Annotated in this window: 21 protein-coding genes; 10 read left to right on the forward strand and 11 right to left on the reverse strand. The window is 72.0% G+C overall.

Annotated features, from left to right (window positions below; all coding sequences use genetic code 11):
- Positions 1–30: 30 nt before the first annotated feature.
- From RI578_RS14870 to RI578_RS14880, 3 genes are all read right to left on the reverse strand, one after another.
- Positions 31–3,408 carry a S8 family peptidase gene (locus tag RI578_RS14870; RefSeq protein ID WP_399060193.1) on the reverse strand — a complete coding sequence of 1,126 codons (3,378 nt, stop codon included), beginning with the start codon at positions 3,406–3,408 and terminating at the stop codon, positions 31–33.
- Positions 3,409–3,717: 309 nt separating this feature from the next.
- Positions 3,718–4,965 carry an Ig-like domain-containing protein gene (locus RI578_RS14875; RefSeq protein ID WP_310871551.1) on the reverse strand — a complete coding sequence of 416 codons (1,248 nt, stop codon included), beginning with the start codon at positions 4,963–4,965 and terminating at the stop codon, positions 3,718–3,720.
- Positions 4,966–5,189: 224 nt separating this feature from the next.
- Positions 5,190–5,543: a hypothetical protein gene (locus RI578_RS14880; RefSeq protein ID WP_310871552.1), complete on the reverse strand. Its 354-nt coding sequence runs from the start codon at positions 5,541–5,543 to the stop codon at positions 5,190–5,192.
- A gap of 109 nt (positions 5,544–5,652) precedes the next feature.
- On the opposite strand from RI578_RS14880, the gene RI578_RS14885 reads away from it, so the two are divergent.
- Complete coding sequence (locus tag RI578_RS14885) at positions 5,653–5,970, forward strand: hypothetical protein (RefSeq protein ID WP_310871553.1); 318 nt, start codon at positions 5,653–5,655, stop codon at positions 5,968–5,970.
- 115 nt (positions 5,971–6,085) lie between these two features.
- Here RI578_RS14885 and hutH read toward each other — a convergent pair whose 3' ends face one another.
- From hutH to RI578_RS14900, 3 genes are all read right to left on the reverse strand, one after another.
- Positions 6,086–7,624: a histidine ammonia-lyase gene (gene hutH / locus RI578_RS14890; protein WP_310875767.1), complete on the reverse strand. Its 1,539-nt coding sequence runs from the start codon at positions 7,622–7,624 to the stop codon at positions 6,086–6,088.
- 93 nt (positions 7,625–7,717) lie between these two features.
- Complete coding sequence (locus tag RI578_RS14895; protein ID WP_310871554.1) at positions 7,718–8,866, reverse strand: diguanylate cyclase domain-containing protein; 1,149 nt, start codon at positions 8,864–8,866, stop codon at positions 7,718–7,720.
- Positions 8,867–8,996: 130 nt separating this feature from the next.
- Complete coding sequence (locus RI578_RS14900) at positions 8,997–9,797, reverse strand: enoyl-CoA hydratase-related protein (protein ID WP_310871555.1); 801 nt, start codon at positions 9,795–9,797, stop codon at positions 8,997–8,999.
- A gap of 211 nt (positions 9,798–10,008) precedes the next feature.
- Between RI578_RS14900 and RI578_RS14905 the strand changes: the two genes are divergently transcribed.
- A complete protein-coding gene (locus RI578_RS14905; protein WP_310871556.1) occupies positions 10,009–10,653 on the forward strand; it encodes a hypothetical protein in 645 nt (214 codons plus the stop codon).
- A gap of 62 nt (positions 10,654–10,715) precedes the next feature.
- Here RI578_RS14905 and RI578_RS14910 read toward each other — a convergent pair whose 3' ends face one another.
- Both RI578_RS14910 and RI578_RS14915 read right to left on the reverse strand, forming a co-directional pair.
- Positions 10,716–11,858 carry an adenylate/guanylate cyclase domain-containing protein gene (locus RI578_RS14910; RefSeq protein ID WP_310871557.1) on the reverse strand — a complete coding sequence of 381 codons (1,143 nt, stop codon included), beginning with the start codon at positions 11,856–11,858 and terminating at the stop codon, positions 10,716–10,718.
- 119 nt (positions 11,859–11,977) lie between these two features.
- Entirely contained in the window at positions 11,978–12,844 is an 867-nt protein-coding gene (locus tag RI578_RS14915) for a biotin--[acetyl-CoA-carboxylase] ligase (protein WP_310871558.1), read from the reverse strand.
- Positions 12,845–12,954: 110 nt separating this feature from the next.
- Here RI578_RS14915 and RI578_RS14920 point away from each other — a divergent pair, with 110 nt between their 5' ends.
- The 4 genes from RI578_RS14920 to RI578_RS14935 all read left to right on the forward strand — a co-directional run bounded on the left by RI578_RS14920 (position 12,955) and on the right by RI578_RS14935 (position 15,659).
- Complete coding sequence (locus RI578_RS14920; RefSeq protein ID WP_310871559.1) at positions 12,955–14,547, forward strand: acyl-CoA carboxylase subunit beta; 1,593 nt, start codon at positions 12,955–12,957, stop codon at positions 14,545–14,547.
- A gap of 9 nt (positions 14,548–14,556) precedes the next feature.
- Complete coding sequence (locus RI578_RS14925; RefSeq protein WP_310871560.1) at positions 14,557–14,766, forward strand: acyl-CoA carboxylase epsilon subunit; 210 nt, start codon at positions 14,557–14,559, stop codon at positions 14,764–14,766.
- Positions 14,767–14,877: 111 nt separating this feature from the next.
- Positions 14,878–15,006: a morphogenic membrane protein MmpB gene (gene mmpB, locus RI578_RS14930; RefSeq protein WP_086724589.1), complete on the forward strand. Its 129-nt coding sequence runs from the start codon at positions 14,878–14,880 to the stop codon at positions 15,004–15,006.
- A gap of 32 nt (positions 15,007–15,038) precedes the next feature.
- Complete coding sequence (locus tag RI578_RS14935; protein WP_310871561.1) at positions 15,039–15,659, forward strand: nucleoside triphosphate pyrophosphatase; 621 nt, start codon at positions 15,039–15,041, stop codon at positions 15,657–15,659.
- On the opposite strand, the gene RI578_RS14940 is transcribed toward RI578_RS14935, so the two are convergent.
- Positions 15,628–16,110: a hypothetical protein gene (locus RI578_RS14940; RefSeq protein ID WP_310871562.1), complete on the reverse strand. Its 483-nt coding sequence runs from the start codon at positions 16,108–16,110 to the stop codon at positions 15,628–15,630. The two genes, RI578_RS14935 and RI578_RS14940, sit on opposite strands and share 32 nt — an antisense overlap.
- A gap of 375 nt (positions 16,111–16,485) precedes the next feature.
- Between RI578_RS14940 and RI578_RS14945 the strand changes: the two genes are divergently transcribed.
- Positions 16,486–18,258 carry a biotin carboxylase N-terminal domain-containing protein gene (locus tag RI578_RS14945; RefSeq protein WP_310871563.1) on the forward strand — a complete coding sequence of 591 codons (1,773 nt, stop codon included), beginning with the start codon at positions 16,486–16,488 and terminating at the stop codon, positions 18,256–18,258.
- A gap of 96 nt (positions 18,259–18,354) precedes the next feature.
- Here the strand turns inward: RI578_RS14945 and RI578_RS14950 are convergent, their stop codons facing one another.
- Entirely contained in the window at positions 18,355–19,344 is a 990-nt protein-coding gene (locus RI578_RS14950) for a DeoR/GlpR family DNA-binding transcription regulator (RefSeq protein ID WP_310871564.1), read from the reverse strand.
- 366 nt (positions 19,345–19,710) lie between these two features.
- Positions 19,711–21,159: an NAD(P)H-quinone dehydrogenase gene (locus tag RI578_RS14955; RefSeq protein WP_310871565.1), complete on the reverse strand. Its 1,449-nt coding sequence runs from the start codon at positions 21,157–21,159 to the stop codon at positions 19,711–19,713.
- A gap of 86 nt (positions 21,160–21,245) precedes the next feature.
- Here RI578_RS14955 and RI578_RS14960 point away from each other — a divergent pair, with 86 nt between their 5' ends.
- From RI578_RS14960 to RI578_RS14970, 3 genes are all read left to right on the forward strand, one after another.
- Positions 21,246–21,683, forward strand: a complete 438-nt coding sequence (locus RI578_RS14960; RefSeq protein ID WP_310871566.1) for a gamma-glutamylcyclotransferase — start codon at positions 21,246–21,248, stop codon at positions 21,681–21,683.
- 95 nt (positions 21,684–21,778) lie between these two features.
- Positions 21,779–22,603, forward strand: coding sequence for a purine-nucleoside phosphorylase (locus RI578_RS14965; RefSeq protein ID WP_310871567.1), 825 nt, complete (start codon positions 21,779–21,781; stop codon positions 22,601–22,603).
- A 406-nt stretch (positions 22,604–23,009) separates the two neighbouring features.
- On the forward strand, positions 23,010–24,653 hold the full coding sequence (locus RI578_RS14970; protein ID WP_310875768.1) for a phospho-sugar mutase: 1,644 nt from the start codon (positions 23,010–23,012) through the stop codon (positions 24,651–24,653).
- Positions 24,654–24,677 lie beyond the last annotated feature (24 nt).

Genomic DNA, 24,677 nt, shown 5'->3' on the forward strand with positions numbered 1-24,677 from the left:
GCTCCGGCCAGGTCGTTCGCGTGGCGCGGCCTACTTGCCGTGGTACGCGTCGTAGATCGTGATCACCGACTCGTTCTTCTTCTTGTCGACGATCTTGGCGCGGAAGGAGAGGGACTTCCCCTTCGCCGGGTTCTTGACGCTGACCTTGCCCTTCTTCACGGTGACCTTCTTCCACGTCTTGCCGTGGTCGTACGACACGTGCACCGTGAGGGACTTGAGGTTGCGGCCGGCGGCCGCGCCCTCGACGGTGACCGGGACGGTGACCTGCTTGCCCGCCGTGACCTTGCTGTCCAGGCCGGTGGCCGCGGCGAAGCGGGCGGTGGAGGCGGGTAGTTCGGTGCGGTCGGCCGTCTTCTTGGAGCGGAAGGTCCAGCTCGCGTCGATGCGGCTGGAGGCCGCGGCGACCTTGGCGGAACGCTTGACCGACGTCGTCAGCCGGTACCGGGCGTCACCGGAGGGCACCTTGAACTCGCCCTCGCCGAACAGCGGGTCCTTGTGGGCGCCGACCTTGGTGCCGTTGCGGTAGAGCGTGGTGGCGACCGAGGTGAAGGCCGAGGAGCCTGCGTGGCCCTTGCCGTCGGCGAACAGCGGGAGCAGGCCGGTGATGGCGTTGCCGTCGCGGTACAGACCGAAGTCCGCGGTGAGGCTCGGGCCGAAGACGGCGGTGTTGAAGGTCGCCGAGTAGCTCTTGCCCGCGTTGTAGCGCTGCGGGGAGCCGAACGTGTAACCGGCCTCGACGACCGGGAAGCCGTCGGCGTCGAGGCCTCCGTACTGCTCGAAGCCGAGCTCCCATTTCACGCCGTTCCCCGTGGACAGGTGCAGGGTGCGGGTGCCGGGCAGGGGCTGCTCGATGCCGATCGAGGAGCCGCCGGTACCGCCGGGCAGCCAGCCGATCGCGGAGACCGCGCCCTTCTTGCCGCTCGCGGAGGCGCCGAGGCCGGCCTTGAGGGTGGCCAGTTCGCCCGCCTTGTAGTGCCGGGTGTAGCCGGTGGCGAGCTGCTCGACCGGGCCGCCCGCGACGGTGTCGTACTGCTCCTTGGCGCCCTTGGTCCAGTGGCCGTCCCACTGCTGGCTGACCGAGCCGTCGGTGATCCGCGGGCCGAGGTGCTTGGTGCGCAGGCCCGCGTAGGAGTCCAGCCACCAGCCGTAGCTGTAGCTGTTGCCGCCCGCCTCCACCGTGAAGTCCGCGGAGGCGAACTCGGACTTCGCGGCCTTGTCCGGCACGGTGATGTCCACCGGCTTCGCGGTGCGCGCGTCGAGGGTGACGGTGGTCTTCTTCGTGACGTTCAGCTTCGGCTGCGCGATCCAGTCGGCGCCCTTCCACTTCTCCGGGTCGTCGCTCACGCGGATCGAGGAGTTGAGGATGTAGGCGCCCTTGGGCACGCGCACGGTGACGGTGCCGTCGGCCTCGTACGGGGTGAACCAGGTGTCCGTGGCGAGGCCGGAGACGCCCGTCAGGTCGGTCTCGTAGTTCGCGGTGGGTTTGCCGTCGCGGCCGAGGGCCTTCAGCGTGACGTCGTACGACTCCACCTCGCGCTCCACGGCGGCGGCCGTGCGGACGGTCTGCCCGCCGCCGGTCGCCGTGACGTACGCCGAGTAGGCGCCGTCCACCGTGCCGCCGAGCCTGGTGTCGGCGGTGAGGGCCACGGAGGCCTTGCCGCCCGCCGGGACGGTGACCGAGCCGGCGCCCAGCTTGAAGAAGCCGGCGGGGGCCGCCTTGCCCTTGGGGTCGGTGGCGGTCGATGTCAGCTTCAGCGTGACGGCCTTGGTGCCGAGGTTGCGGTAGGTCAGCTGCTTGGTGACCGGCTTGTCGTCGGTGTGCGGCCACTGCTGGGTGCCGAAGGTGGTCGACACCGGGTCGGCGATCACGGTCTGCTTGACCGCCTTGTCGACCTGGATGCGTCCCGAACCCTGCTGGAAGGGCGTGTACTTGCCGCCCTTCGCCGATCCCGTCAGCGCGCCCTTCAGCTCGGCGTACGTCCAGTCGGGGTGCTGCTGCTTGAGGAGGGCCGCGGCGCCCGCGACGTGCGGGGTCGCCATCGACGTACCGGAGATGGTGACGTATCCGGCGGGCTTCTCGCCCTCCTCCCGGGCGATGAGGCTGCCCTTGGCGGAGGCGGCGGTGATGTCGACGCCGGGTGCGGTCACGTCGGGCTTGACGGCGCCGTCGAGGCCGGGGCCGGTGCTGGAGAAGGAGGCGAGCTTGTCCCCGTCGTCGACCGCGCCGACGGTCAGGGCGGCGGCGGCGCTGCCCGGGGAGCCGACGGTACGGTCGCCGAACTCGCCGTCGTTGCCGGCGGCGATGGCGAAGAGGATGCCCTTCTCCGCGGAGAGCCTGTTGACCTCGGCTTCCAGCGGGTCGATCTCCGGGGTGTCGCCGCCACCCAGGCTGAGGTTGATGACGTCGGCGCCCTGCGCGGCCGCCCACTCCATGCCGGCGAGGATGCCGGAGTCGTCGCCGAAGCCCTCGTCGCTGAGGACCTTGCCGTTGAGCAGCTTGGCGCCGGGGGCCACGCCCTTGTACGTGGCGCCCGCCTTCGCGCCGGTGCCGGCGGCGATGGAGGCGACGTGGGTGCCGTGGCCGTACTTGTCGGTGGCGTCGGGTGAGACGGAGAAGTTCTTGGACGCGACGACCTGGTTCTTCAGGTCGGGGTGGGTGGTGTCGACGCCGGTGTCCAGTACGGCGATCTTGACGCCCTTGCCGTCGTAGCCGGCGGCCCATGCCTTGGGGGCGCCGATCTGCGGGACGGACTTGTCGAGGCTGGCCGTGCGGACGCCGTCGAGCCAGACGCGCGCGATGCCGGAGGCGGTCTTCTCGCCGTCGGTCACCGCGTCCCACAGCTCGGGCGCGTTCTCGTGCGGGGTCTGTACGGCGTCGGCGTTCAGGGCGGTGAGGGCGCGGCGGAGGGTGCCCGCGTCGCGGACGTCGGCCTTGGTGGCCCGCGCGCTGCCCCGGTAGCCGACGATGACCTTCAGGCCGTTCTTCTGGGCCTTGCGGGTGGTGGCCTTGTTCAGCTCGGTGATGTCGAAGAGGCGCTGGTCCAGTCTGCCGGTGGCGACCAGGCGGGCGGCGTCGGCCGGGACGACGAGGGTGTGCCCGCCGGCCCTGCGGATCTGGACGGGTATGTGCTCGCGGCCCTCGGCCCGCTCCAGGCCGACGACGCGGCCCTTGGCGTCGACGGCGACCCGGTCGCCGGTGATCAGCGTGACGCGGTGCCTGGCCGTGCCGGAGGCGGTCCGCGCGGCATCGGTCCGGGCGGTCTCGGCCCGCGCCGAGGCCGCTGTACGGTCCCCGTCCGCCGTCCGTGCCCCGTCCGCCGCTGCCGGGCTGGTCATGCCCGCCGCGAGCGCCACGGCCGCGGCCGTGGCGACCGTGGCCGCGCCGGCCTTTTTCACTTGTCTGCGCAAAGTTCCCCCTTGCGGAAGTACCGGGAGAATTCCCCGTTCACCCGGCCGGGGGTGGTCCAGCACGCGTGTGCTCCCCCCGGGACTTGGAGTATGGCGAGGGGGGATCAGCCGCTCAAGAGCGCGAAGGGCGGTCGCGGGGACGGTCGGGAAACCGCCTGCCAACTGTTACGTGATCGCCGTCCGGTGTTACGCGTCCGCGCGAACTCCGTTACGTACCAGCGGGGTTGAATGCCGGACGCCCGCCGCCCCGGTGAGGGGCGACGGGCGCCGGATGAAGCGAAGTCGCGGTGGGCCGCGGTGCGTTCGGCGTCAGACCGCCGAACCCGCCTTCCACTGGGCCCAGTCCATGTTCCAGCCGTTGAGGCCGTTGTCCGGGGCGATGGTCTTGTCGCCGGTGTTCTGGACGACGACCACGTCACCGATGATCGAGTTGTTGTAGAACCACGCGCCCGGCGTGTTCGGGTCGTCGGCGCCCTGGGTGTCGGCGAGGCCGACGCAGCCGTGGCTGGTGTTGGCGCTGCCGAAGATGCCCTTGCTCCAGTAGTTGCCGTGGATGAAGGTGCCGGAGGTGCTCAGGCGCATGGCGTGGGGCACGTCCTTGATGTCGTACTCACCCTTGCCGTCGTCGTCGGTGAAGCCGACCGTCGAGCCGTCCATCCGGGTCTCCTTGAACTTCTCGGAGATGACCATCTGGCCTTCGTAGGTCTTGTTCTCGGGGGAGCCGGCGGAGATCGGGATCGTCTTGACGGTCTTGCCGTCCTGCGTGATCTTCATCTGCTTGGTCTTCGCGTCGACGTACGAGACCTGGTTGCGGCCGATCTTGAAGGTGACCGACTTCTGCTGGACGCCGTAGACGCCCTCGGCGCCCTCGACCCCGTCGAGCGCCAGCTTGAGGGTGACGGTCGACCCCTCCTGCCAGTAGTTCTCCGGGCGGCAGTCCATGCGCTGGGTGCTGAACCAGTGGCAGGCGACCTCCTGGCCGCTGCTGGTGTTGACCGTGATGCCCTTCTGGACGGCGGCCTTGTCGGTGATCTCCTTGTCGAAGTTGATCGACACCGGCATGCCGACGCCGACGGTCTTGCCGTCGTCCGGGGTGAAGGTGCCGATGAAGCTGTTCTTCTGGGAGACCGTGGTGAACGACGCGTTCTCGTGGGCGGCGCGGCCCTCGGAGTCCTTCGCGGTCGCCGTCAGCTTGTAGGTGGTGGCCCGCTCCAGCTGACCGCTGGGCTTCCAGCTGGTCTTGTCGGCGGATATCTCGCCGCTGACCTCGGTGCCGTCGGTGGCGGTCATCTTCACCTCGGTGAGCGTGCCCTTGCTCACGGTGACGCCGGCGGAGTTGTTGATGGAGGCGTTGTCCGAGTTGTCCTTGGGCGTGATCTTGATCTGGGCCTCGGACGACTTCTTGGCCGCCGCCTCGTCGGCCTCGGCCTGCGAGGTCCTGCCGTCCCCGCTCCCGGAGGTGTCGGCGTCGCTACTGGAACATGCCGAGAGCACCAGCACACCGCCGAGCAGTGCGGACGCGGCCGCCAGGCCCTTGCGCCGCTTACCGTCCGTCATCACACGCTTCTCCATCGTTGCCGAGTCCGGAAACCCCGAGATTCCCCGTCAAGAACTTCAACGCTACGACCGGTTCGTCCCGTTCCACATCGCTCACGGGTGTGGGGCATACCACGTTTGCCGCGGAGGCGGGGGCGGCGCGGGGGCCGGCCGGTGCGCCCCTTGAGACGACGAAACCCCGGACGACGGTTGCCGCCCGGGGTCACGTTTTTCCCCACACTGCGTCAGCCGACCGTCATTTCATCGTCTTCCGGGTCGTTCTCGTCGCCATCTTCCTCGTCCAGGTCCCACTCGGGCGAATCGGGGTCGTAGTCGATCTGCTCGCTGCTCCAGGAGGCCTGTTGGAGCTCGACGCCGGGCACCGCGCTGACCAGGTCGAACGGGTCCACGAGGTGAGCCAGGGCCTCCGCGGTGTCCTCCGTCACAGCACGCTCGGCGTGCGCCCTTTCCGCGTCGGGCAGGTCGGCGTCCTCGGCGAGCGCCTGCAGCGCGGCCCCGGTGACGGCCTCGTCGTCGTCGACCTCGAGAACGAGCTCGACGCGAATCCGTACAAAACGTGATGTCTCTGGAGTGCTCATGCCCGGAGCGTAAGGCCGACCGCTCCCGTGACTTTCCTGTGACCCGCGACTTTCACTAACATCTGCCCACACGGCCAATTCGCCAGCGCCACAAGGGGATCGATATTCCGTGTCATCCGCTCGCCGACCGTTGCTGACCGCCGCCGCCGCAGGCGGCCTGCTGTGCGCCATGTGGTTCGTCCCGTCCGCCAACGCGACTCCCGACACGCCGGTGCTCAAGTCCGCTTCCGCGAGCCCGTCTCCGCAGGTCACCGAGCAGGCCAGAGTCGCTTCCACGGGCACGGCGGCCACCGGTGAGGGCACGGCCCGCCTGGCCGACACCGGCAGCTTCGACAGCACGCCGTACGTCGTCGGCGGCGCCCTCTGCCTCGGTCTCGGCGCCGGGTTCGTCGGGTATTCGGTGCGCCGGGAACGCCTTGATTTTTGACAGCGCTTGACGTTCTTTTGGCTTTTTTGACCGTTCGAGGGCGGCAGGCCCTTCGAAGACAGCGCAGCGGGGCCCCGTCCTCCCGACGGGGCCCCTCCGACTTAGCCGGGCTCGGCTAGCGCAGCGGCCCGGTGACCGACTCCGCGGCCGTGACCAGGTGCCCGGCACGCACGAAGGCGTCCGCCGCGGCGAGATCGGGCGCCAGGAACCGGTCCGGTCCCGGACCCTCGACACCGGCCGCCCGTACGGCGTCGATGACGGCCTGCGAGGCCGGGGCGGGGGTGAGTCCCTCGCGGAGCTGGATCGCGCGCGCGGCGGCGTACAGCTCGACGGCGATCACGCGGGTGAGGTTGTCGACGGCCGTGCGCAGCTTGCGCGCCGCCGACCAGCCCATGGAGACGTGGTCCTCCTGCATCGCGGAGGACGGGATCGAGTCCGCCGAGGCCGGTACGGCGAGCCGCTTCAGCTCGCTGACCAGGGCGGCCTGCGTGTACTGGGCGATCATCAGACCGGAGTCGACACCGGCGTCGTCGGCGAGGAACGGCGGCAGACCGTGGCTGCGGTTCTTGTCCAGGAGCCGGTCGGTGCGCCGCTCGGCGATGGAACCGAGGTCGGCGACGGCGACGGCGAGGAAGTCGAGGACGTAGGCGACCGGGGCGCCGTGGAAGTTGCCGTTGGACTCCACGCGGCCGTCGGGCAGGACGACCGGGTTGTCCACGGCCGCGGCCAGCTCGCGCTCGGCGACGAGAGCAGCGTGGGCCATCGTGTCGCGTCCGGCACCGGCGACCTGCGGGGCGCAGCGCACCGAGTAGGCGTCCTGGACGCGAGGGGCGTCGTCCTGGTGGTGACCGGTGAGGCCCGAGCCCTTGAGGACGGCGGCCATGTTGGCGGCGCTGGCGGCCTGCCCGGGGTGCGGGCGGATGGCGTGCAGCTCGGGGGCGAGCACGCGGTCGGTGCCGAGCAGGGCCTCCATCGTCAGCGCGGCGGTGATGTCGGCGGACTTGTAGAGGGTGTCGAGGTCGGCGAGGGCCATGACCAGCATGCCGAGCATGCCGTCGGTGCCGTTGAGGAGGGCGAGGCCCTCCTTCTCGCGCAGCTCGACGGGGGCGATCCCGTGCTCGGCGAGCAGCTCGCCGGCCGGCCGCACGGTGCCGTCGGGGCCCTCGGCGTCGCCCTCGCCCATGAGGGTGAGCGCGCAGTGCGAGAGCGGCGCGAGGTCGCCGGAGCAGCCGAGGGAGCCGTACTCGTGGACGACCGGGGTGATCCCGGCGTTGAGCACGTCGGCCATGGTCTGCGCGACCTCGGGGCGGACGCCGGTGTGCCCGGAGCAGACGGTCTTCAGCCGCAGGAACATCAGCGCGCGGACCACCTCGCGCTCGACGCGCGGGCCCATCCCGGCGGCGTGCGAGCGGACGATGTTGCGCTGCAGCTGGGCCCGCAGGTCGGGGCTGATGTGCCGGGTCGCCAGGGCGCCGAAACCGGTGCTCACGCCGTACACGGGGTCGGGCTTGGCGGCCAGCGCGTCCACGATGCCGCGGGCCGCGGCCAGGGCGGCGACCGCCTCGTCGGAGAGTTCGACCCGGGCGCCGGCCCGCGCCACGGCGAGGACGTCGGACACGGTGACCCCGGACGTCCCCACCACCACAGTGTGCATATCCATATTCAGGAGCGTACGCAGTGAATTCGATGATGTCACGAGGGGGTACGTCACGGATGCGCGCCGCTTGCGCCCCTTACCGGGCCGGCGTCACGGCGAGTGCCGCCCGCGGAACCGCCGGCGCTCCCCGCCCTCCTCCCGCGACGGCTCGTCCGCGAGCCGCACGACGGGGTCGTCGGGCCCCTCGCGACCGGCGACGACCGGCCCGGCGGACCGTTCGGCCTTGGCCCGGTACTGGGCGGCGTCGGCGAGCCGGAAGAGCCTGCGGGCGGAGCGCACCGGCCCGACGGGGTCCTCCGTGGACGCGACCCCGCAGGCCACGCCGTCCCCCAGCTCCAGCTCGGCCGCGCGGCGGCACAGCTCCTCGGCCGCCTTGACCACCTCGTCGGCGGACGGCCCGACCGCGAGCAGACAGAACTCGTCCCCGCCGAGCCGCGCCGCGAGCGCCCCCGGCAGCATCGCCCCGCACAGCGACAGCACCGACCCGAAACGCTCCAGCAGCCGGTCGCCGACGGCGTGCCCGTGCGTGTCGTTCACCCGCTTGAGGCCGTTCAGATCGCATACGACGAGACTGACGACGACGTCCTCCCTGCGGTGCCGCTCGACGGCCTCGTCCAGCGCCGTGTCGACGGCGCGGCGGTTGGCCAGCCCGGTGAGCGCGTCGGTGTACGCGAGGCGCCGGACCTCCTCAAGCCGCTCGGTCTGGGCGATACCGGCGGCGACGACCGAGGCCAGCACGGTGGCGAAGTCGGCGTCGGGCCGCTCGAAGACCCGCTCCCCCACCGGACGGGCCACGTACAGCTCGCCCCAGGCGCGGCCGTGCAGCACGATCGGCGCGACCACGCAGCAGCCGCGCCCCCGGCGCCGCAGCGCGGCGACGCGCTGGTGGACGTAGCCGGGACGCCCGGCGGCGGGCCCCTCGGCCGTCTCGACCCAGGCGTCGGGCTCACCGCCGCCGGCCCAGCGCTCGTGCAGGAACTCGGTGATCTCGGCGAACTGGTGCACCGGGTAGGACTCGTCCTCCGGGAACTCCTCCTCGCCCTCGGCCCGCCGGCCGACGTTCACGAGGACCCGGAGCCGGCCCAGCTCGCGCTCCCACACCGACAGCGCGGCGAAGCTGCCGCCGAGCGCCAGGCAGGCACCGAGGGCCGCCGCCCGCCACGCCTCGCGCGAGCTGTGCGCGGCGGCCATGCCCTGCGCCAGTGCCACCACGGCCGCGAGCCGCCTGTCGTCACCCATCACTCCAGGCTAGGGAGATTCGGGTCGAAACGGGACTCAAGCGGGGCGAACGGGGCGCCCACCTGCGATGCGGACACCGGACGGCCGGGGAGACGGACCAGCGGGGCTACTCCCCCGGCCACCAGCGGGCCTACTCCCCCGGCCACCGCGGCGCCCGCTTCTCGTTGAACGCCGCCACCCCCTCGGCCCGGTCCCCCGAGAACGCCACCGCCCGCCACGCCGCGTCCTCGACCTCCAGCCCGGCCCGCAGGTCAAGACCGTGCCCGAGCCGCAGCGCCCGCTTGGCCGCCCGCAGCCCCACGGGCGAGTTCGCGGCCATCCGGGAGGCGAGGTCCAGCGCCTCCTCCCGGTCCCGGCCCTCGTCCACCAGCTGGTCCACGAGCCCCAGCTCGCGCGCCTCCTCGGCCGCCACCCGCCGCGCCGTGAACACCAGCTCGGCGGCGCGCGCCGCCCCCACCCGCCGCGGCAGCAGCTGCGTACCGCCGCCGCCCGGAATCACCCCGACCGACACCTCGGGCAGCCCCACCACCGCCGTGGGGTCGGCCACGATCACGTCGCACGACAGCGCCAGCTCGAACCCGCCGCCCAGCGCGAACCCGTGCACGGCCGCGATCGTCGGCACCGGCAGCTCCAGCACCGCGGTGTAGGCGCCCCGCGTCACCGGCCGCTGCCGCAGCAGGTCGGCGTCGGAGAAGGAGTTGCGCTCCTTCAGGTCGGCCCCGACGCAGAACGCGCGCTCGTGGGTCGAGGTCAGCACCACCACCCGTACGCTCCGGTCCTCGCCCAGCGCCGCGCACGCCGCGCCGACGGACCGGGCCATCGCGGTCGAGACGGCGTTCATGGCCTTCGGCCGGTCGAGCGCGAGCTCCGCGACATGTCCGTCCCCGTGCCGCCGCACCAGGACGAACTCTCCGAACCGCTCCTCGCTCATGACACCCTCCGGTTAACGCGTGTTAACAAGTCGACCACCCGATCATCGCAGGCGGACCCCCGCGGCGAAAGGCCGGACGCGCCCGCTCGCCACCCCGCCCCGCTTACCCGTTCGGGTGACATCCGGCCGACCGGCGTGTCCTGGCCCACGGCAGCCCGTAGCGTCGCTCCGCCACGGCGCAGGGGGGGCGCGTGCGCACCGGGGAGGGATCATGACGACGAGCGGCACGACCGGCACACCGGCGAAACCGCAGCACCCGTGGGGAAATCGTGGCCGGCACCGCAGGCCCCGCCCCCGCAAGGCGGTACTCACCGCCGGCGGCCTCGCACTGGCGGCGGGCGCCCTGAGCCTCGTACGCCTGCTGCCCGGGCCCGGCGGCGGCGACGTGGACGGGTACGGCGCCGAGGCCGGGCCGCGCGTGGACACGGGCGGGGTTCAGGGCACCGCGCCGGACCCGGCGACGACACCCGCCGCCGCGAGCACCGCCGGTCCGCCCGGGGTGAGCCCGTCGGCGACTTCGGCCATGGGCGGTCTGAGCGGCACCCCGGGACCGGGTCTCATACCGGGGCCGGGGCCGTTCGCGAGCGGCCCCTCGGCCGCGCTCCCCTCCGCGACGGCCGTCCCGGACCCCCCGGACACGGACGACAAGGCTCCGCCGCCCGCTCACGCCCCGCGGCCGCCACGGCCTCCGGAATCTTCGCGGCCACCGCGGCCGGACACCCCCGCACCGCGCCCCGCGCCGACCCCGCCCCCGGACCGCGGCACGCCGCCCGCGCCGACGCCGGAGCCGGGCCCTCCGGGTCTGTGCGTGCCGGTCGTCGGCCTGTGCGTGGACCTGCTCGACGGCGACGGCTGACGGACACCGGGCAGGCCCGGCGACTCCCGCCGTCCCGCCGTCCCCCTGCCGCGCAGCAGGCCCTACGACTCCCCGCCGCCGCCCCGCCGCGTGAGCAGCCACGGCTCCACCACGCCGAGACCGCGCACCGGCCGCTGCCACATCGGCTGGAGCGCGAAGCGGTACGCCGGCGGCTCCACGCCCTCCTTCTCCGCCGCGGCGGCCTCCTCGGCGGCCGCCGCCTCCGAGGCCGGGGCGTCGCGCGTACGGATCAGCTCCTCCGCGAGGGCGGCATCGACGAGGACGGCGTCCCGGGGAGCTATCGAGGTGAGCCGGGAGGCCAGGTTGACCGTCGTGCCGAAGACATCGCCCATCCGGGTGGTCACCGTGCCGAAGGCGATGCCGACGCGCAGTTCCGGCATGGTCTCGTCGTTCGCCATCGTCTCGATGAGACGCAGCGCGATCTCGGCGGCCGTACCGGCGTCGTCCGCGGCGTAGAGCACCTCGTCGCCGAGGGTCTTGATCAGCCGCCCGCCGCGTGCGGCCACCAGGTCGGCGCAGGTGGTCTCGAAGGCCTCGACCAGCTCGCCGAGCTCCTCCTCCTCCATCCGGCGGGTCAGCCGGGTGAAGCCGACCAGGTCCGCGAAGCCGACCGCGAGACGCCGGTCCACCATCTCCTCGTCGTCACCGGCCTGGACGACCCGGCCGGCCGAGGCGGCGAGCTGGCGCCGCCAGACGTAGACGAGGAACTCCTGCAGCTCGGGCAGGAGCAGCTCGACGATGGGATACGTCACCTCGGTGCGGGTCATCCCGGGCTCCGGAGGCTCGGTCAGACCCTCCAGGAAGGAGTCGATCTGCCACTCGGCCAACCGGGCGGTGGTCTGCCCCGTGGACCGCGCCACCTGCACGGCCATGGCCTCGCTGAGCAGCCCCGCCTCCACCAGACCGGCCAGGCGCCGCAGGGCGAGGACGTCCGCCTCGGTGAGCGCCTTGGCCTGGCCGATGTCGGCGAAGCCCATGGCCCGCCAGAAACGGGAGGCCAGCTCCATGGAGACGCCCGCGCTGCGGGCGGCCTGGAAGGGGGTGTAGCGGCGCTCGGCGCCCAGAATGAGCCCTTCGAGGCGCAGCGCGAGCGGGTCCTCGCCGGAGTCGGCGGACTCCGGGTCGGGCTCGGGGTCCACCCGGCCGCCCCCGTCCGCGCCGGAGCCCGTGTCGTCGACGGTCACGCCTGCTGCCCTTCCGATCTGCTGCGGTCAGGTTCGACCGGCCCCAACTTTACGTCAGGTGTGCCCCAGCTCACTCCCGGCGAGCGTGCGGCCGCGGCCCGCCGCACGGGTGGGCGCGTTCAAGCCAACCGCAAGTGCACGATGTCCCCCGCCCCCACCGGCTCCTGCACTCCCGCCTCGGTGGCCAGCACGAGCCTCCCGTCCCCGTCCACGGCCACCGCCTCCCCCACGATGGACCGCTCCCCCGGAAGCTCCGCCCGCACCACCCGGCCGAGCGTCGCGCACCCCGCCGCGTACGTCTCCTGGAGCCCGCTGGCCGCCGGGTCGCCCTCGGCCGCCCGCCAGCGCCCGTACCAGTCCTCGAGCGAACGCAGTATTCCCCGCAGCAGCGGATCCCGGTCGGTGTTCACGGCCCCGGCCAGCGCCAGGGACCCGGCCCGCGGCACCGGGAGTTCGTCGGCCCGGAGGGTGACGTTGATGCCCACACCGATGACGACCCCGTCGTCCCCGGCCCGCTCGGCGAGGATGCCGCCCGCCTTGCGCTCCTCGTCGCCGACCGTCACCAGCAGGTCGTTGGGCCACTTCAGGGCCGTATCGACACCCGCCGCCCGGGAGAGCCCCGTCGCCACCGCGACGCCGGTGAGCAGCGGCAGCCAGCCCCAGCGGGTCACCGGCACCTCGGCGGGCCGCAGCAGTACGGAGAAGAAGAGCCCGGAGCGGGCCGGTGCCGTCCACTGCCGGTCAAGGCGGCCACGCGCGGCGGTCTGCTCCTCGGCGACGAGGACGGCCCCTTCGTCCAGGTCCCCCTCGGCGGCACGGGCCACGAGGTCGGAGTTGGTGGAGCCGGTGCGCTGCACCACGTCCACCTGCCGCCACAGCCCTCCCTCCCGCACCAGCCCCCGGCGCAGGGCCGTGGTGTTGAGGGGCGGCCGGTCCAGGTCGGACCACCGGTTGTTCGGGGAGTCAGAGGCATCTCGGGGCGTCATGCAACCCACACTAGGTGTGGGAAACACCGCACTGCCGATCGGAAGGCCCCCTACTACTCTACGGATGAGTAACCGTCCCCCCTTTTGAGCAGGCAGGGAGCCGCATCCCGATGTCCGAGCCGGAAGAGCAGCAGCCCGACATCCACACGACCGCGGGCAAGCTCGCGGATCTCAGGCGCCGTATCGAGGAAGCGACGCACGCCGGTTCGGAACGCGCCGTCGAGAAGCAGCACGCCAAGGGCAAGCTGACGGCCCGTGAGCGCATCGACCTCCTCCTCGACGAGGGGTCCTTCGTCGAGCTGGACGAGTTCGCCCGGCACCGCTCCACCAACTTCGGCCTCGACGCCAACCGCCCCTACGGCGACGGCGTCGTGACCGGCTACGGCACCGTCGACGGCCGCCCCGTCGCGGTCTTCTCGCAGGACTTCACCGTCTTCGGCGGCGCGTTGGGCGAGGTCTACGGCCAGAAGATCGTCAAGGTCATGGACTTCGCGCTGAAGACCGGCTGCCCGGTCATCGGCATCAACGACTCCGGCGGCGCCCGCATCCAGGAGGGCGTGGCCTCCCTCGGCGCCTACGGCGAGATCTTCCGCCGCAACACCCACGCCTCCGGCGTCATCCCGCAGATCAGCCTGGTCGTCGGCCCGTGCGCGGGCGGCGCGGTCTACTCCCCCGCGATCACCGACTTCACGGTCATGGTCGACCAGACCAGCCACATGTTCATCACCGGCCCCGACGTCATCAAGACCGTCACCGGCGAGGACGTCGGCTTCGAGGAGCTGGGCGGCGCCCGCACCCACAACTCCACCTCCGGCGTGGCCCACCACATGGCCGGCGACGAGAAGGACGCCATCGAGTACGTCAAGCAGCTGCTGTCGTACCTGCCGTCCAACAACCTCTCCGACCCGCCCGCCTTCCCGGAGGAGGCCGACCTCACGGTCACGGACGAGGACGCCGAGCTGGACGTGATCGTCCCGGACTCGGCGAACCAGCCGTACGACATGCACAACGTCATCGAGCACGTCCTCGACGACGCCGAGTTCTTCGAGACGCAGCCGCTGTACGCGCCGAACATCCTCACCGGCTTCGGCCGCGTCGAGGGCCGCCCGGTCGGCATCGTCGCCAACCAGCCGATGCAGTTCGCCGGCTGCCTGGACATCACCGCGTCCGAGAAGGCCGCCCGCTTCGTGCGCACCTGCGACGCCTTCAACGTCCCGGTCATCACCTTCGTGGACGTCCCCGGTTTCCTCCCGGGCGTCGACCAGGAGCACGACGGCATCATCCGCCGCGGCGCCAAGCTGATCTTCGCCTACGCCGAGGCCACCGTCCCCCTGATCACGGTCATCACCCGCAAGGCCTTCGGCGGCGCCTACGACGTCATGGGCTCCAAGCACCTGGGCGCCGACCTGAACCTCGCCTGGCCCACCGCCCAGATCGCCGTCATGGGCGCCCAGGGCGCGGTCAACATCCTGCACCGCCGCACCATCACCGAGGCCGGTGACGACGCCGAGGCCACCCGCGCCCGCCTGATCCAGGAGTACGAGGACGCCCTCCTCAACCCCTACACGGCGGCCGAACGCGGCTACGTCGACGCGGTGATCATGCCGTCCGACACCCGCCGCCACATCGTCCGCGGCCTGCGTCAGCTGCGTACGAAGCGGGAATCCCTCCCCCCGAAGAAGCACGGCAACATCCCCCTCTAAGGAGCCGCTGTGACGATCAAGGTGGTACGGGGCAACCCCACCCCCGAGGAGCTGGCCGCCGCCCTGGCGGTGGTCCGCGCCCGCGCCGCGACGGCAGCCGCCGAGCCGTCCGGCGCCGAGCCCCCGCACGACGCGTGGTCCGACCCGTCCCGCATCGCGTCCCACCGGCTCCCTCACCCGGGCCCGGCGTCCTGGGGCCGCACTTACTGGCCGGCCTGAGCGCAGCCAACCCAGGGGCGCGGGGAACCGCGCACGGAGGGACAACGGGGGGCGCCTATTTGAGTACCTCTACTCAGGCGCCCCCACCGCTGAAGCCCCACGCTTAGTGGCATGCTCTGGTCCGACCCCGAGAACGAGCCGCCCAAGGAACTGCGCGACATGCAGGACATGCTGCGGCGGCTCAGCGTTTTCCTGGCGCTGGCCATGGTTCTCGCGATGATCGTGATCGGCTTGAGGTGATCCGCCCCCGCCCGGGTGACTAACCTGATCCCATGACTGCTCAGCCCCGCAGGCGGCTCGTCCTCGCCTCCCAGTCCCCGGCCCGGCTCGGCCTGCTCCGCCAGGCCGGGCTCGCCCCCGAGGTGCTCGTGAGCGGCGTCGACGAAGACGCCGTCACCGCGCCCACCCCCGCCGAGCTGGCCCTCGCCCTCGCCGAGGCCAAGGCGTCCGTCGTGGCCGCGAAGCCCGAGGTGCACGGCGCCCTGGTGATCGGCTGCGACTCGGTGCTCGACCTGGACGGCCAGGCGCTCGGCAAGCCGGCGGACGCCGAGGAGGCCACGGCCCGCTGGAAGGCGATGCGCGGCCGGGCGGGCACGTTGCAGACCGGCCACTGCGTCTGGGACACCGCCTCCGGCCGCCACGTCTCGGCCACCGCCTCCACCGTCGTCCGCTTCGGCGAGCCGACCGACGAGGAGGTCGCGGCCTACGTGGCCTCCGGCGAGCCCCTGTACGTCGCCGGGGCGTTCACCCTGGACGGCCGCTCGGCCCCGTTCATCGACGGCATCGAGGGCGACCACGGGAACGTGATCGGCATCAGCCTGCCCCTCGTACGCCGGCTGCTCGCCGACCTCGGGGTCGGCATCACGGAGTTGTGGGCGCCGGCGGAGGACTGACCGGGGAGCCCTCGCCACCCATGCCCTCCTCGGGCCGCTGCCCGGCCGCGGGTTCCTCGCGGGCGTCGTAGGTCATCAGCAGCAGCACGATGAGGGCGAGGGCGAGGATCATGAAGAGGAAGACGTGCCAGCCGACCAGTCCCCAGGTGAAGGCACCCAGCACCCCGTGCACCACGGCCGCGCTGATCAGCAGGACCCGGCCGAGGCCGACGGGCGCCCGGTCGCGCAACGCCACGAGCAGGGCCACCAGCCCGCACAGCGCGAAGTAGAGCCCGAAGACGACACCGCCGATCTTCGAGGACACGGACATCATGTCCGGGTCGAGACCGGCCAGGGACATGTCCTGCCGGTCGACGACGATCCCGAGGAACCAGTTCAGCGCCGCGACGCCGACCGCCTCCGCGAAGAGCACGACCGCCACGATCCACGCCACCGGCCTGCGCACCGTCACCGGTCCCCACCCACTTTCGACCGCTGCCCGCACAGGACAGCTGTTACCCCAAGTACGTTCGAGACATCCAGAACGCTACTCACGGGTAAACCTCGCGACAAGGGGTCTGCGGCGAGCAAAGAATCATTGGGCCATTCGTAGGGACTCCACAAAGAAACGGAGTGGCCCGCAGCACCCTCTTACAGAGACCTTGCCCACATCGGGAGGCTAGGGTTTCCCCGAGGAGTCCTGCGTATCGCGGTACGACAAGGGATTTCGCGGGTCGAGCGAGCCTCAAGTCACACTCCGTGTGGGCAAGCTCACCATTGGGGACGGGTCGAAGTGCCGTGTCGGCAGTCCCTAAACTCGGCTTGTTTCAAGGAGGGAGCCTCAATCGTGCGCAAGGTGCTCATCGCCAATCGTGGCGAAATCGCTGTCCGTGTGGCCCGGGCCTGCCGGGACGCCGGGATCGCGAGCGTGGCCGTCTACGCGGACCCGGACCGGGACGCTCTGCATGTCCGCGCCGCTGATGAGGCGTTCGCCCTGGGTGGTGACACCCCCGGCACCAGCTATCTGGACATCGCCAAGGTCCTCAAGGCCGCGCGCGAGTCGGGCGCGGACGCCATCCACCCCGGCTACGGATTCCTTTCCGAGAACGCGGAGTTCGCCCAGGCGGTCCTGGACGCGGGTCTGATCTGGATCGGCCCGCCCCCGCACGCCATCCGCGACCTGGGCGACAAGGTCGCCGCCCGCCACATCGCCCAGCGCGCCGGCGCCCCGCTGGTCGCGGGCACCCCGGACCCGGTCTCGGGCGCGGAGGAGGTCGTGTCCTTCGCCAAGGAACACGGCCTGCCCATCGCGATCAAGGCCGCCTTCGGCGGCGGCGGCCGCGGCCTCAAGGTCGCCCGGACCCTGGAAGAGGTCCCCGAGCTCTACGACTCGGCGGTCCGTGAGGCGGTGGCCGCGTTCGGCCGCGGCGAGTGCTTCGTCGAGCGCTACCTCGACAAGCCCCGCCACGTGGAGACCCAGTGCCTGGCCGACACCCACGGCAACGTGGTCGTCGTCTCCACCCGTGACTGCTCCCTCCAGCGCCGCCACCAGAAACTGGTGGAGGAGGCCCCCGCCCCGTTCCTGTCCCAGGAGCAGCTGGCCGAGCTGTACGCGTCCTCCAAGGCCATCCTGAAGGAGGCCGGCTACGTCGGCGCCGGCACGGTGGAGTTCCTGGTCGGCACCGACGGCACGATCTCCTTCCTGGAGGTCAACACCCGCCTCCAGGTCGAGCACCCGGTCACCGAGGAAGTCGCGGGCATCGACCTGGTCCGCGAGATGTTCCGCATCGCCGACGGCGAGGAACTCGGCTACGACGACCCGGAGCTGCGCGGCCACTCCTTCGAGTTCCGCATCAACGGCGAGGACCCCGGCCGGGGCTTCCTCCCCGCCCCCGGCACCGTCACCCTCTTCGACCCGCCCACCGGCCCCGGCGTCCGCCTGGACGCCGGCGTCGAGTCCGGATCGGTCATCGGCCCGGCCTGGGACTCGCTGCTGGCCAAGCTCATCGTCACCGGCCGCACCCGCGCCGAAGCCCTCCAGCGCGCCTCCCGCGCCCTGGAAGAATTCACCGTCGAGGGCATGGCCACCGCCATCCCCTTCCACCGCACGGTCGTCCAGGACCCGGCCTTCGCCCCGGAACTGACCGGCTCGACCGACCCCTTCACGGTCCACACCCGGTGGATCGAGACGGAGTTCGTCAACGACATCAAGCCCTTCACCGCCCCCGCGGACACGGAGGCGGACGACGAGATCGGCCGGGAGACCGTCGTCGTCGAGGTCGGCGGCAAGCGCCTGGAGGTCTCCCTCCCCTCCAGCCTGGGCATGAGCCTGGCCCGCACCGGTCTCGCGGCCGGCGCCAAGCCCAAGCGCCGCGCGGCGAAGAAGTCCGGCCCCGCCGCATCCGGCGACACCCTCGCCTCCCCGATGCAGGGCACCATCGTCAAGATCGCCGTCGAGGAAGGCCAGGAAGTCCAGGAAGGCGACCTGATCGTCGTCCTGGAGGCCATGAAGATGGAACAGCCCCTCAACGCCCACAAGTCCGGCACCATCAAGGGCCTGGGCGCCGAGGTCGGCGCCTCCGTCACCTCCGGCGCCCCCATCTGCGAGATCAAGGACTGAGCGAGCGCACGCGACGTCCGGGGCGCCCGGTGGACCACAACGGTCCGCCGGGCGCCCCGCTTTTGGTGCCGGGGACGCGACGGACCGTGCGGTGGCTCAGCGTCGGCGCAGATCCGCGACGCGCGCCCGTTCCGCCCCGGCGTTCTGCTCACCCAGGGCCGTGGCCGAGCGCAGGCCAGCCGCCGCGCCCGGGACCTGACGGCGCGGCCCCGGAAGCGGCACGTCCCGGCGCTGCTGACGCGCCGGGACGGCATCATTTCCGGAGGCCCCCGGTCCCCCTGGGCCGGTCGTCGTCGCACCCCCCGACGCGCCGGTCACGGCGATCTGCACGCCCTGGTCGGCCAGGGCCTGGAGCTCGGTGGCGGCCCGGTCGTCGTGGGCGGGCGGCTCGTCCGTGACCAGGCGGGTGATGACGTCCGTGGGCACGGTCTGGAACATGGTGTCCGTGCCCAGCTTGGAGTGGTCGGCGAGGACCACGACCTCGGCGGCCGCCTGCACCAGCGCGCGGTCGACGGACGCCGACAGCATGTTGGACGTGGACAGGCCCCGCTCGGCCGTCAGCCCGCTTCCGGACAGGAAGGCCTTGGAGACCCGCAAGCCTTGCAGGGACTGCTCGGCACCCGACCCGACGAGGGCGTAGTTGGACCCCCGGAGGGTGCCACCGGTCATCACGACCTCGACCCGGTTGGCATGGGCGAGGGCCTGGGCCACCAGCAGCGAGTTGGTGACGACGGTCAGCCCGGGCACCCGCGCGAGCCGGCGCGCCAGCTCCTGCGTTGTGGTACCCGCCCCGACCACGATGGCCTCGCCTTCTTCGACGAAGCCCGCGGCGAGGTCGGCGATGGCCGTCTTCTCGGCGGTCGCGAGATGGGACTTCTGCGGGAAGCCGGACTCTCGCGTGAACCCGCCCGGCAATACCGCACCGCCGTGCCGGCGGTCGAGGAGTCCTTCTGCCTCCAGTGCGCGCACGTCCCGCCGTACGGTCACTTCGGAGGTCTGGACGACGCGGGCGAGCTCACGGAGCGACACGGCCCCGTTCGCTCGCACCATTTCGAGGATCAATTGGCGACGTTCTGCAGCGAACACGAAACTGACAGTAACCCCAACGACCGTCTGCTTTCAGCAGTATGCGCCGAATAACAGAAGTTGTTCGCACGCCAGAGCCGGAAGTGGTATACGGGCCTACCCGGGCCGCCTATGCCGCCCGCAAGCTCCGCAACTCCCTGTGACCAGCGGGGAGTCGAATCAAGCCGCGGTCTCAGCCCCTAGGGCCTGTCCAGCGGATCATGCCGCAGACGCGGGGGCCGGCACGCCCATCTGCGGCGTTGTCGTCGGTTGTCAACGCTCCGCGTTGCCGCCCTCCTCCGCCTTGCAGCTGGCCGCACCAGCCCCCGCTCACCTGCGCTGATGAGGCGCCGTCGCTTTCCTGCGACCTGATCCGCCGGACAGGCCCTAGCCCTCTCCGCCGGCCTTCCGCGTGTGCAGCTGCCGCGCCACCTCCGCGATCGACCCCGAAAGGGAGGGATACACGGTGAAGGCGTTCGCGATCTGTTCGACCGTCAGGTTGTTGTCGACCGCGATCGAGATGGGATGGATGAGCTCGGAGGCGCGCGGCGCCACGACCACACCACCCACGACGATCTCGGTACCCGGCCGGCAGAAGATCTTGACGAACCCGTCCCGGATGCCCTGCATCTTGGCGCGCGGGTTCCGCAGCAGCGGCAGCTTGACCACGCGGGCGTCGATCTTGCCGGCGTCGACGTCGGCCTGCGAGTACCCGACGGTGGCGATCTCGGGGTCGGTGAAGACGTTGGACGAGACGGTCTTCAGGTTCAGCGGGGTGACCGCGTCGCCGAGGAAGTGGTACATGGCGATGCGCCCCTGCATGGCGGCGACCGAGGCGAGCGCGAAGATGCCGGTCACGTCACCGGCGGCGTACACACCGGGAGCGGAGGTCCGCGAGACGCGGTCGGTCCGGATGTGCCCGGAGTCCTTGAGCTTGACCCCGGCCTCCTCCAGCCCCATCCCGTCGGTGTTGGGAATGGCGCCCACGGCCACCAGACAGTGCGAGCCGGTGATGACGCGCCCGTCGGCGAGCGTCACCTCCACGCGGTCCCCGACACGCTTGGCGGACTGGGCCCGGGACCGCGACATGACGTTCATGCCGCGGCGCCGGAAGACGTCCTCCAGCACGGCGGCGGCGTCCGGATCCTCGCCCGGCAGCACCCGGTCCCGCGACGACACGAGCGTGACCCGCGACCCGAGGGCCTGGTAGGCACCGGCGAACTCGGCACCAGTCACACCCGACCCGACCACGATGAGCTCCTCGGGCAGCTCATCCAAGTCGTACACCTGGGTCCAGTTCAGGATGCGCTCCCCGTCGGGCCGCGCGTCCGGCAGCTCCCGCGGATGCCCACCGGTCGCGATGAGCACCGCGTCCGCGGTGAGCGTCTCCTCGCTCCCGTCGGCGGCGCGCACCACGACCTTCCGCGACCCGTCCAGCGCCTGCATGCCCTCCAGCCGCCCGCGCCCGCGCATGACCCGCGCACCGGCGCGCGTCACGGAGGCGGTGATGTCGTGCGACTGGGCGAGGGCCAGCCGCTTCACACGCCGGTTGACCTTGCCCAGATCCACGCCGACCACCCGGGCGGCCTGCTCCATGGGCGGGGTGTCGTCGGCGACGATGATCCCCAGTTCCTCGTACGACGAATCGAAGGTGGTCATCACCTCGGCCGTGGCGATGAGGGTCTTGGACGGCACGCAGTCGGTCAGCACCGATGCCCCGCCCAGACCGTCGCAGTCGACGACGGTCACCTCCGCGCCGAGTTGCGCGGCCACCAGCGCCGCTTCGTATCCGCCGGGTCCGCCGCCAATGATCACGATCCGAGTCACGTACTCCATTGTCCCGCACCCTTCAATGTGGGGCCGCCCGGGGGCACGTCTGTTACAAGAGCGACTCCCGGGAGCCCTGCCGTACCCTCTCCCCCATGTCGCTCTACGCCGCTTACGCCGGCAACCTCGACGCGCGGTTGATGACCCGCCGCGCACCGCACTCGCCGCTGCGCGCCACCGGCTGGCTGAACGGGTGGCGGCTGACCTTCGGGGGCGAGCACATGGGCTGGGAGGGCGCACTCGCGACCCTCGTCGAGGACCCGATCTCCCAGGTCTTCGTGGCCCTCTACGACATCGCCCCGATGGACGAGGACTCACTCGACCGCTGGGAGGGCGTGGGCCTGGACATATACCGCCGCACCCGCGTCCGCGTCCACACCCTGGAGGGCGAGGAGAACGCCTGGACGTACGTCCTGAACGCCTACGAGGGCGGTCTGCCCTCCGCCCGCTACCTGGGCGAGGTGGCGGACGCCGCGGAATCGGCCGGCGCGCCGCACGACTACGTCATGGAACTGCGCAAGCGCCCCTGCTGAGTCGCAGCCCTCGTCAAAAGCAACAAAACAACAATCGCAATCCCGTGAGCTCTGTCATCTACGCGCGTAGGCGTAAACCGGCTACCCTCTTCGGCGTGAACGCATCTCTTCTTCCGGACGACATCCAGGGCGACCCCTACGCCGCCGCCGACGCCGCCGCGGCCCGCCTGCGCGAACTCACCGGCGCCGAGACCCACGACGTCGCCCTCGTGATGGGCTCCGGCTGGGCACCGGCCGTGGACGCCCTGGGCGCCCCCGAGACCGATCTCCAGGTCACCGACCTGCCGGGCTTCCCCAAGCCCGCAGTGGAGGGACACGGCGGCAAGATCCGCTCGTACTCCATCGGCGACAAGCGAGCGCTGGTCTTCCTGGGCCGCACCCACTACTACGAGGGCCACGGCGTGGCCGCCGTCTCCCACGGCGTCCGCACGGCCGTCGCCGCCGGCGCCAAGACGATCATCCTGACCAACGGCTGCGGCGGCCTGCGCGAGGGCATGCGCCCCGGCCAGCCCGTCCTGATCAGCGACCACATCAACCTCACCGCCACCTCCCCCATCGTCGGCGCCAACTTCGTCGACCTCACCGACCTCTACTCCCCCCGCCTGCGCGCCCTGTGCAAGGAGGTCGACCCCACGCTGGAGGAGGGCGTCTACGCCCAGTTCCCCGGCCCGCACTACGAGACGCCGGCCGAGATCCGCATGGCCCGCGTCATCGGGGCCGACCTGGTGGGCATGTCGACGGTCCTGGAGGCGATCGCCGCCCGCGAGGCCGGCGCGGAGGTCCTGGGCATCTCCCTGGTGACCAACCTCGCGGCGGGCATGACGGGCGAGCCCCTCAACCACGAGGAGGTCCTCCAGGCGGGCCGCGACTCCGCCACGCGGATGGGTTCGCTGCTGACGCAGGTGCTCGGGCGGCTGTAAAACCGGCCCGTGACGCGGCGCTCGCTCGGCACCCGGCGCGGGTGCGGGCGCGGGGTGGGTGACGCGGCCCGGCGCTACGGGGTACCGCCGCGCCCACCCGCGCCGCCCCAGCGGCACGACTGCCCGCAGCGGCGGCGTACGACGTGCACGCAGCTACGCGAGGCGGGGGAAACCGGTAGCCGCGTACGGCGAGAAGGGGACGTGTCGGGGGGTGTCCGCCCGCAGCGGTTGGCGCGTCAACGGACGGCACTTCCGTGGCCAACCGATTCCGCGCCGTTCCGAGGACGGACACCCCCGGCGCGGCCCCGACCCACCACCCCACCGCACGCGCTACCCGCACCCCCACCGAACCCGCACAGGCCGCCGCAGGCACCCGCAGGCACCCCCCACCACCACACACGAGAGGCTGACCGACGTGCACGACGACGACCTCCTCGCACGGGCCACGGCATGGCTGGCAGAGGACCCCGACGCGGACACCCGCGCCGAGCTCGCCAAGCTCATCGACGCCGAGGACCACGCCGAACTCACCGCACGCTTCTCCGGCACCCTCCAGTTCGGCACCGCCGGCCTGCGCGGCGAACTCGGCGCCGGTCCCATGCGCATGAACCGCGCAGTCGTCATCCGCGCCGCCGCCGGCCTCGCCGCGTACCTCAAGAAGCAGGGCAACGACAACGGCCTCGTCGTCATCGGCTACGACGCCCGCCACAAGTCCGAGGACTTCGCCCGCGACACCGCCGCCGTCATGACCGGCGCCGGCCTGCGCGCGGCCGTCCTCCCCCGCCCCCTCCCCACCCCCGTCCTCGCCTTCGCCATACGGCACCTCGGCGCCGTCGCCGGCGTGGAGGTCACCGCCAGCCACAACCCGCCCCGCGACAACGGCTACAAGGTCTACCTCGGCGACGGCTCCCAGATCGTGCCCCCCGCCGACGCCGAGATCGCCGCGGAGATCGACGCCGTACGCTCCCTGGCCGACGTCCCCCGCCCGGAGGCCGGCTGGCAGACCCTCGACGACTCCGTCCTCGACGCCTACCTCGCCCGCACGGACGCCGTCCTCTCCGCGGGCTCCCCCCGCACCGCCCGCACCGTCTACACCGCGATGCACGGCGTCGGCAAGGACACCCTCCTCGCCGCCTTCGCCCGCGCCGGCTTCCCGGAGCCCGCCCTCGTCGCCGAGCAGGCCGAGCCCGACCCGGACTTCCCCACCGTCGCCTTCCCCAACCCGGAAGAGCCCGGCGCGATGGACCTCGCCTTCGCCAAGGCCCGCGAGACCGACCCCGACCTGATCATCGCCAACGACCCGGACGCCGACCGCTGCGCCGTGGCGGTTCACGACGGCACCGACTGGCGCATGCTCCGCGGTGACGAGGTCGGCGCCCTCCTCGCCGCCCACCTGGTCACCCGCGGAGCGCACGGCACGTTCGCGGAGTCGATCGTCTCCTCCTCCCTCCTCGGCCGCATCGCCGAGAAGGCGAACCTCCCGTACGAGGAGACCCTCACCGGCTTCAAGTGGATCGCCCGCGTCGAGGGCCTGCGCTACGGCTACGAGGAGGCCCTCGGCTACTGCGTGGACCCCGAGGGCGTACGCGACAAGGACGGCATCACCGCGGCCCTCCTGATCACGGAACTCGCCTCCACCCTCAAGGAGACGGGCCGCACCCTCCTCGACCTCCTCGACGACCTCGCCGTGGAGCACGGCCTGCACGCCACCGACCAGCTCTCGGTCCGCGTCGAGGACCTCTCCCTCATCGCCGCCGCGATGCACCGCCTGCGCGAACAGCCTCCGACCCACCTCGCGGGCCTCGCCGTCACGAAGGCCGAGGACCTCACCCGGGGCACGGAGACGCTGCCGCCCACGGACGGTCTGCGCTACACCCTCGACGGCGCCCGGGTGATCGTCCGCCCGAGCGGTACGGAGCCCAAGCTGAAGTGCTACCTGGAGGTGGTCGTCCCGGTCACGGCGCACGCCGCCCTCCCCGAGGCCCGCGCGAAGGCCACGGACCTGCTGACGGCACTCAAGCGGGACCTGTCGACGGCAGCGGGCATCTGACCCCGAGCCCGGACAACCGAACAA

It is taken from the genome of Streptomyces sp. BB1-1-1, from assembly GCF_031597775.1.
Taxonomy (GTDB): Bacteria; Actinomycetota; Actinomycetes; order Streptomycetales; family Streptomycetaceae; genus Streptomyces; species Streptomyces thinghirensis.

Bases quoted from the DNA above. Each gene is read 5' to 3' on its own strand.
- RI578_RS14895 (WP_310871554.1), bottom strand. From the start codon at position 8,866: ATGGGTGACGACAGGCGGCTCGCGGCCGTGGTGGCACTGGCGCAGGGC.
- RI578_RS14880 (WP_310871552.1), bottom strand. From the start codon at position 5,543: ATGAGCACTCCAGAGACATCACGTTTTGTACGGATTCGCGTCGAGCTC.
- mmpB (WP_086724589.1), top strand. From the start codon at position 14,878: ATGCTCTGGTCCGACCCCGAGAACGAGCCGCCCAAGGAACTGCGCGAC.
- RI578_RS14875 (WP_310871551.1), bottom strand. From the start codon at position 4,965: ATGACGGACGGTAAGCGGCGCAAGGGCCTGGCGGCCGCGTCCGCACTG.
- RI578_RS14905 (WP_310871556.1), top strand. From the start codon at position 10,009: ATGACGACGAGCGGCACGACCGGCACACCGGCGAAACCGCAGCACCCG.
- RI578_RS14955 (WP_310871565.1), bottom strand. From the start codon at position 21,159: ATGGAGTACGTGACTCGGATCGTGATCATTGGCGGCGGACCCGGCGGA.
- RI578_RS14960 (WP_310871566.1), top strand. From the start codon at position 21,246: ATGTCGCTCTACGCCGCTTACGCCGGCAACCTCGACGCGCGGTTGATG.
- hutH (WP_310875767.1), bottom strand. From the start codon at position 7,624: ATGCACACTGTGGTGGTGGGGACGTCCGGGGTCACCGTGTCCGACGTC.
- RI578_RS14900 (WP_310871555.1), bottom strand. From the start codon at position 9,797: ATGAGCGAGGAGCGGTTCGGAGAGTTCGTCCTGGTGCGGCGGCACGGG.
- RI578_RS14920 (WP_310871559.1), top strand. From the start codon at position 12,955: ATGTCCGAGCCGGAAGAGCAGCAGCCCGACATCCACACGACCGCGGGC.
- RI578_RS14915 (WP_310871558.1), bottom strand. From the start codon at position 12,844: ATGACGCCCCGAGATGCCTCTGACTCCCCGAACAACCGGTGGTCCGAC.
- RI578_RS14935 (WP_310871561.1), top strand. From the start codon at position 15,039: ATGACTGCTCAGCCCCGCAGGCGGCTCGTCCTCGCCTCCCAGTCCCCG.